Annotated in this window: 5 protein-coding genes; all 5 read left to right on the plus strand. The window is 63.6% G+C overall.

Features of this window, described 5'->3' with window-relative positions; genetic code table 11:
• Positions 1–58: 58 nt before the first annotated feature.
• Positions 59–2,947, plus strand: a complete 2,889-nt coding sequence (gene gcvP / locus ACIQTW_RS17135) for an aminomethyl-transferring glycine dehydrogenase (RefSeq protein WP_402939253.1) — start codon at positions 59–61, stop codon at positions 2,945–2,947.
• 12 nt (positions 2,948–2,959) lie between these two features.
• The gene (gcvT, locus tag ACIQTW_RS17140) at positions 2,960–4,108 is read left to right on the plus strand and encodes a glycine cleavage system aminomethyltransferase GcvT (protein ID WP_402939256.1); all 1,149 of its coding nucleotides are present in this window, start codon (positions 2,960–2,962) and stop codon (positions 4,106–4,108) included.
• A 432-nt stretch (positions 4,109–4,540) separates the two neighbouring features.
• Complete coding sequence (gene gcvH / locus ACIQTW_RS17145) at positions 4,541–4,924, plus strand: glycine cleavage system protein GcvH (RefSeq protein WP_090821801.1); 384 nt, start codon at positions 4,541–4,543, stop codon at positions 4,922–4,924.
• Complete coding sequence (gene glyA, locus ACIQTW_RS17150) at positions 4,921–6,240, plus strand: serine hydroxymethyltransferase (protein ID WP_402939259.1); 1,320 nt, start codon at positions 4,921–4,923, stop codon at positions 6,238–6,240. Before gcvH ends, glyA begins: the two co-directional genes overlap by 4 nt.
• Positions 6,241–6,659: 419 nt before the next feature.
• Positions 6,660–7,078, plus strand: a 419-nt coding sequence (locus ACIQTW_RS17155) for a serine dehydratase beta chain (RefSeq protein WP_402939262.1), incomplete at its 3' end; no start/stop codon positions are given.

Consider the following 7,078-nt stretch of genomic DNA (forward strand, 5'->3'; position numbering starts at 1 on the left):
CCAATACAGAGCGGGGAGGAACCCCACATCATCGTGGCGCTCACTGGGCGCCTGAATCATGGAGTTCCTCTTGACTGTTCAATCAACCCCCACCGCCTTCGCGGACCGGCACATCGGCGCCCGCCGCCAAGCCGACGTTGACACCATGCTCAAGGCCATCGGCTACGACTCTGTCGACGGCTTGGTAGATGTCGCGGTTCCCGATTCCATCCGCCAGGAAACTGCCCTGAAGTTGCAGGATGCCCTCACCGAGGTGCAGGTCCTCGCCGAGCTCCGCAAGCTCGCGTCCAAGAACAAGACCGCCGTCCAGATGATCGGCCAGGGCTACTACGACACCGTCACGCCTCCGGTCATTCGCCGAAATATCCTCGAAGCTCCCGCCTGGTACACGGCCTACACGCCGTACCAGCCGGAAATTTCCCAGGGCCGCCTTGAGGCACTGCTCAACTTCCAGACCATGGTGCAGGACCTCACGGGACTTCCCGTAGCCAACGCCTCGTTGCTGGACGAAGCAACCGCCGTGGCCGAGGCCGTGTTGCTGATGCGCCGCGCCAACAAGAACAAGAATGCCAAGGACGGCAAGACTGTCCTCGACGCCGACCTCCTTCCGCAGACCATCGCGATCGTGAAGGGTCGCGCCGAGGCGTTGGGCTTCGAAGTTCAGATTTCCGACCTTTCGGCAGGGCTTCCCGACGGCGACATCAACGGCGTCGTCCTTCAGCAGCCCGGCGTTTCGGGCCGCGTGTTCGACCACTCCGGCGTGATCGCTTCCGCGAAGGAACGCGGTGCGCTGGTCACCGTGGCCGCCGATTTGCTGGCGCTCACGCTCATCACGCCCCCGGGCGAACAAGGTGCGGACATCGCCGTCGGAACCGCGCAGCGCTTCGGCGTTCCACTGTTCTTCGGTGGCCCGCACGCTGCCTACATGGCCGTGCGTGAAGGCATGGAGCGCACACTTCCTGGCCGCATTGTTGGTGTTTCCAAGGACAACGCCGGCGTCCCTGCTTACCGCCTGGCCCTCCAAACCCGCGAGCAGCACATCCGTCGCGAAAAGGCGACGTCCAACATCTGCACCGCGCAGGCTCTCCTGGCGATCGTGGCCTCGATGTACGCCGTTTACCACGGTCCGGAAGGGCTGAAGGCTATCGCCGAAACCGTTCATGGTCACGCCCGTGCTTTGGCGGCGACCCTACAGAAGGCCGGCCGCGAACTCGTCTCCGACACTTTCTTCGATACCCTCACCGTCCGCGTACCCGGCAAAGCCGATAAAGTCATCGCGGCCGCCGAAGCCCGCGGCATCAACTTGCGCCTCATCAATGCGGACACCGTTGGCGTCTCCATTGATGAAACCACGACGCCGGAGGTCCTCTCGGCGGTGGCCGTAGCCTTCGGCGCCGGTCCTGTAGGGGAAACCGCCGGGTTCGAGCTTCCCGCAGACGTGGTCCGCAGCTCCGATTTCCTGCAGCACCCGGTGTTCAACACCCACCGTTCCGAGACGCAGCTGTTGCGCTATATCCGCAAGCTGTCCGACCGGGACCTGGCACTGGACCGCACCATGATCCCGCTGGGTTCCTGCACCATGAAGCTCAATGCCACAGCGGAGATGGAAGCCATTTCCTGGCCTGAGTTCGCCTCCATCCACCCGTTTGCTCCGGACCACCAGACAGCAGGTTGGCGCGAACTGATCGAGGACCTGGAAGCCGATCTTACTGAGATCACGGGCTACGACCAGGTTTCCATCCAGCCGAATGCAGGCTCCCAGGGCGAGCTCGCGGGCCTGCTCGCGATTCGCGGCTACCACCTGTCCCGCGGAGATGAACAGCGCAACGTCTGCCTGATTCCGGCGTCGGCTCACGGCACCAATGCGGCGTCTGCTGTGTTGGCGGGCATGAAGGTAGTTGTGGTGGCTACGGCTGCCGACGGCACCATCGATCACGCGGACCTTGCCGCCAAGATCGAAGCCAACAAGGACGTCCTGTCCTGCATCATGATCACCTACCCGTCCACTCACGGTGTGTATGACGCCGACGTCCGCGAGGTGTGCGACGCGATCCACGCAGCCGGCGGCCAGGTGTACGTTGACGGTGCCAACTTGAACGCGTTGGTTGGCCTTGCCCAGCCGGGTAAGTTTGGCGGCGACGTTTCCCACCTGAACCTGCACAAGACCTTCTGCATCCCGCACGGCGGTGGCGGACCAGGTGTTGGTCCTGTTGCTGCTAAGGCTCACTTGGCTCCGTTTATGCCGGGCGACGCCAACAGTGCTGTTTCTTCTGAGGACACTGCCACCGGTGTTGCCATTTCGGCTTCGCGATATGGCTCGGCCGGCGTGCTCCCGATTTCCTGGGCGTACGTGAAGCTCATGGGCGGCCAGGGGCTGACGGAGGCTACCAAGTCGGCGTTGCTGGCAGCCAACTACGTTGCTTCCCGCTTGGATGAGCACTTCCCCATCCTGTACACGGGCGAGGGCGGACTCGTGGCCCATGAGTGCATCCTGGATCTCCGTGAGCTGACGGCCCGCACCGGCGTTACGGCCGAAGACGTTGCCAAGCGCCTGATCGACTTCGGCTTCCACGCTCCCACTCTCGCGTTCCCCGTTGCCGGGACCCTGATGGTGGAGCCTACGGAGTCCGAGGACCTGGCGGAGATCGACCGTTTCATCGAAGCCATGATCACCATCCGTGCCGAGATCGAGCAGGTGGCCAGTGGTGATTTCACTGTTGAGAAGTCGCCGCTGCGCAACGCACCGCACACGGCTGCCGCCGTCGTGAACTCCGATTGGGATCGCGACTACCCGCGGGAGCAGGCCGCGTTCCCCGTCCATCACCTCAAGCAGGACAAGTACTTCCCGCCGGTTGGCAGGATCGACGGCGCCGCCGGTGACCGGAATCTTGTGTGCTCCTGCCCGCCTCTCGAAGCATTCGAGAACACTGCTGACGTCGAAAACTAAGGACACCCGATCATGTCTGAGAACTACACAGCCCTTTACGAGCAGCACAAAAAGGCCGGCGCTTCATTCACCGATTTCGGCGGCTGGCAGATGCCTCTCAAGTACGAGTCCGAGCTCGCCGAGCACCATGCAGTCCGCAAGACCGCGGGCCTGTTCGACCTCTCCCACATGGGCGAAGTGTGGGTTACCGGGCCCGATGCTGCTGCCTTCCTGGACTACGCGCTGGTAGGAAAGTTGTCAGCAGTGGCCGTGGGCAAGGCCAAGTACTCGCTGATTTGCAACGCCGACGGCGGCATCATCGACGACCTCATCACCTACCGTCGCCCCTCGCCCGAAGAAGGCGGGGATAGGTACCTGGTGGTCCCCAACGCGGGCAACGCGAAGGTGGTTGCTGCGGAGCTCCTGGAGCGCGCATCCGGGTTCGACGTCGTGGTGGCAGACGCCTCCGCCGAGACTTCACTGATCGCAGTGCAGGGTCCCAACGCCGAAGCCATCCTGCTGGGTCTCGTCCCGGCAGAACAGCACGCGATGGTCACGGAACTGAAGTACTACGCGGCGGTGGAAGTCTCCATCACGTTCGACGGCGGCACCCAGGACCTGCTGCTGGCCCGCACCGGATACACCGGTGAGGACGGCTTCGAGATTTACATCCCGAACGTCGACGCCGCTGGACTCTGGGAAGCGCTGCTCGAAGCAGGCCAAGACCAAGGCCTCATCCCTGCCGGCCTCGCTGCCCGCGACTCCCTGCGCCTCGAAGCCGGAATGCCCTTGTACGGCAACGAGCTTTCCCGCCACGTCAACGCCTACGCGGCAGGGCTTGGCCCGGTAGTTTCCCTGGCCAAGGAAGGCGGCTTCATCGGCCGCGACGCGCTCACCGCCATCAAGGCTGCGGGCGTCGGGTCCACCCTTGGACAGAAGCTCGTGGGCCTCAAGGGTGCCGGACGCCGTGCCGCCCGCGCACACTACTCAGTCCTCAAGGACGGCTCCCTGATTGGCGAGGTCACCTCCGGCCAGCCGAGCCCCACGCTCGGTTATCCGATCGCCTTGGCGTATGTCGACGTCGAGCATTCAGAGCCGGGCACCATCGTGGACGTCGATCTTCGCGGCAAAGCGGAACCCTTCGAAGTGGTAGGCCTGCCGTTCTACAAGCGCCAAAAGTAGGTCCCGGTGAGAGTGACATCCTCCGCGGGCCCGGTCGCAGAAGCGCCCGTTGAGCGGCGGGTTAAGTAGGTCCCGTCGGCTTTGACCTCCTCTGCATGCTCGGTCGCGAAAGCGCCCGCTGAGCGGACGCGACGCTCCCTTAGACGCATGCTGCCGGAGGCCAAACCCGAAAGGGACCGGCGGCTCACCTTGCGCACGGAACCAAGAGACCGAGGCAACCTGCTGAAAGGCGGGTTCCAAGCCTCGGTTCGCGGGCCTTTCTGAAGGTGAGCGGTCCATAAAGTGACGGCCGGCGGAGGGGAGCCGGACTCCGGAAGCGTGCGTCAAAGCGACGGAGGAGCAGCACGCGGAGGAATTCGGTGTCCGGCACCCAACCCAAGTGTCACCGTGAACACGAACATTTTTTAGACATACGAGAAGTGAGGAATTGGAATGAGCAAAGTAGTTGCCGAGCTGAAGTACTCGGCCGAACACGAGTGGGTTGCCGTCGATGGCGACGGGCCTGTGGGTATCGGGATCTCCGCGGTTGCCGCTGACGCCCTGGGCGACATTGTGTACGTAGACCTGCCCGAGGTCGGATCCACTGTTACGGCGGGTGAGACCTGTGGCGAGGTGGAATCGACCAAGTCGGTATCGGACCTTTACTCACCCGTGACGGGCGAGGTGACCGAGATCAACGACGCTGTCGTCACCGATCCCGCCCTCATCAACAACGATCCCTATGGCGCCGGCTGGCTGTTCAAGGTGGCCGCCACTGAAGAAGGGCCGCTCATGTCGGCCGAAGAATACGCTGCAACGAACGGTGGAGAACTGTGAACCCGGTATCTGTAACTGACTTTCAGCAGGTTGTGTCGGCGTCGTTGGACGCCCAACTGTCCGAGCTGGATCCTGAAATCGCTGCAAAGATCGACGACGAACTGGGTCGGCAGCGCGACGGCCTGGAAATGATCGCGTCGGAGAACCACACAGCTGTTGCAGTCATGCAGGCTCAGGGTTCCGTGCTGACCAACAAGTACGCCGAGGGCTACCCCGGCAAGCGCTACTACGGCGGCTGCGAACATGTTGACGTGATCGAACAGCTCGCGATTGACCGCATCAAGGCCCTGTTCGGCGCAGAGTTCGCCAACGTCCAGCCGCACTCCGGTGCCCAGGCAAACGCGTCCGTGATGCACGCACTCATCAAGCCCGGCGACACCATCATGGGTCTGAACCTCGCCCACGGCGGCCACCTGACCCACGGCATGCGGATAAACTTCTCCGGCAAGCTCTACAACGTGGTCCCTTACGGTGTCCGCGAGGATACCCACACGGTGGACATGGCCGAGGTGGAGCGCCTGGCCCAAGAGCACAAGCCCGCGCTGATCGTGGCCGGCTGGTCCGCTTACGCGCGGCAGTTGGACTTCGCCGAGTTCCGCCGAATCGCGGACTCCGTGGGTGCCTACTTGATGGTGGACATGGCCCACTTTGCCGGCTTGGTTGCCGCAGGCCTGCACCCCTCGCCGGTCCCGCACGCTCACGTCACTACGTCCACCACACACAAAACCCTCGCCGGTCCGCGTGGCGGCATCATCCTCTCCAACGACGCCGACATCGCAAAGAAGATCAACTCGGCCGTGTTCCCGGGCCAGCAAGGCGGACCGCTGGAGCACGTCATTGCCGGGAAGGCCGTCGCGTTCAAGATCGCCGCTTCCGAGGAGTTCCGTGAGCGTCAGGAAAGGGTACTGGCCGGTGCCCGCATCCTCGCCGAGCGACTCGTCCAGCCCGACGTCGCTGCCAAGGGCATCAGCGTGGTCTCCGGCGGCACTGATGTACACCTGGTCCTCGTCGACCTCCGCAACTGCGAACTCGACGGCCAGCAAGCCGAAGACCGCCTCGCCGCGATCGACATCACCGTCAACCGCAACGCCGTCCCCTTCGACCCGCGTCCGCCCATGGTCACCTCCGGCCTGCGCATCGGCACTCCTGCGTTGGCTACGCGCGGATTCGGCGAAGAGGCGTTCCGCGAGGTTGCGGACGTCATCGCCGAAGTGTTGACGGCCGACGCCGATGCGGACCTTTCCGGGTTGCGGCACCGTGTTGACGTGCTGGCGAAGGCGCATCCGCTGTACCCGGGGGTTTCGGAGCTCTCGTAAGTCGCCTCGGAGCTCGGTTCGCCCGTCGGGTTCGGTTTGCCCGTCGGGTCCGACCTCCTCTGCATGCTCGGTCGCGTAGACGCCCGCTGGGCGGACGTGACGCTCCCTTGGACGCATGCTGCCGGAGCCCGGACCCGAAGGGGCCAGCTCTCGGGTTGCCGTTAGCGACAGGACCGCCGGGTTCGCTTGTTGTGACTAGGTCTGGCTGCCGGGGGTGTTCCTCGGGCGACGGGTTGGTTTGGGAGCGTGGGGGGTGTTCTGGTCGGGTTCGGGGGTTGGCTGCGGAAGGTGCCGTTCGCACGGCATGTTCCGCTGGGAACCCCCGAACCGGCGAGGGGTTCGGATTTGGGGATGGGGGTCCGCTCCGTTTGTTGGGGGCGGGGCGGGTTCTTTTTCGTTTTACTTAGTTAGGAAATGACATGGCCGTTGGGGTCTTTGATCTGTTCTCTGTGGGTATTGGCCCGTCGAGTTCTCATACTGTGGGACCGATGCGCGCCGGGGCGATGTTTGCCCGTGAGTTGCGTGAGTCCGGAATGCTCGAATCTGTTGCCGGGTTGCGGGTTGACCTGTACGGCTCGCTGGCTGCAACCGGCAAGGGACACGGGACATTCACGGCCGTGCTGCTTGGGCTTGAGGGCTTCGACCCCGAGACGATTCTGCCTGACGAGGTAGAAGAGCGATTGGCGTCCATTGCCGAAACGGGGAAGCTCAACCTCGCTGGCGGTGTGCTCCTGGACTACGCCGTGGAGGATATGATCCTGCATCCGTTGACGGTGTTGCCGCGGCATACGAATGGGATGAAGTTTGCTGTTTCTGATGCTGAGGGGAACGTGCTGCG

The sequence above is a fragment of the Paenarthrobacter sp. NPDC090517 genome (assembly GCF_044769165.1).
GTDB lineage: Bacteria > Actinomycetota > Actinomycetes > Actinomycetales > Micrococcaceae > Arthrobacter.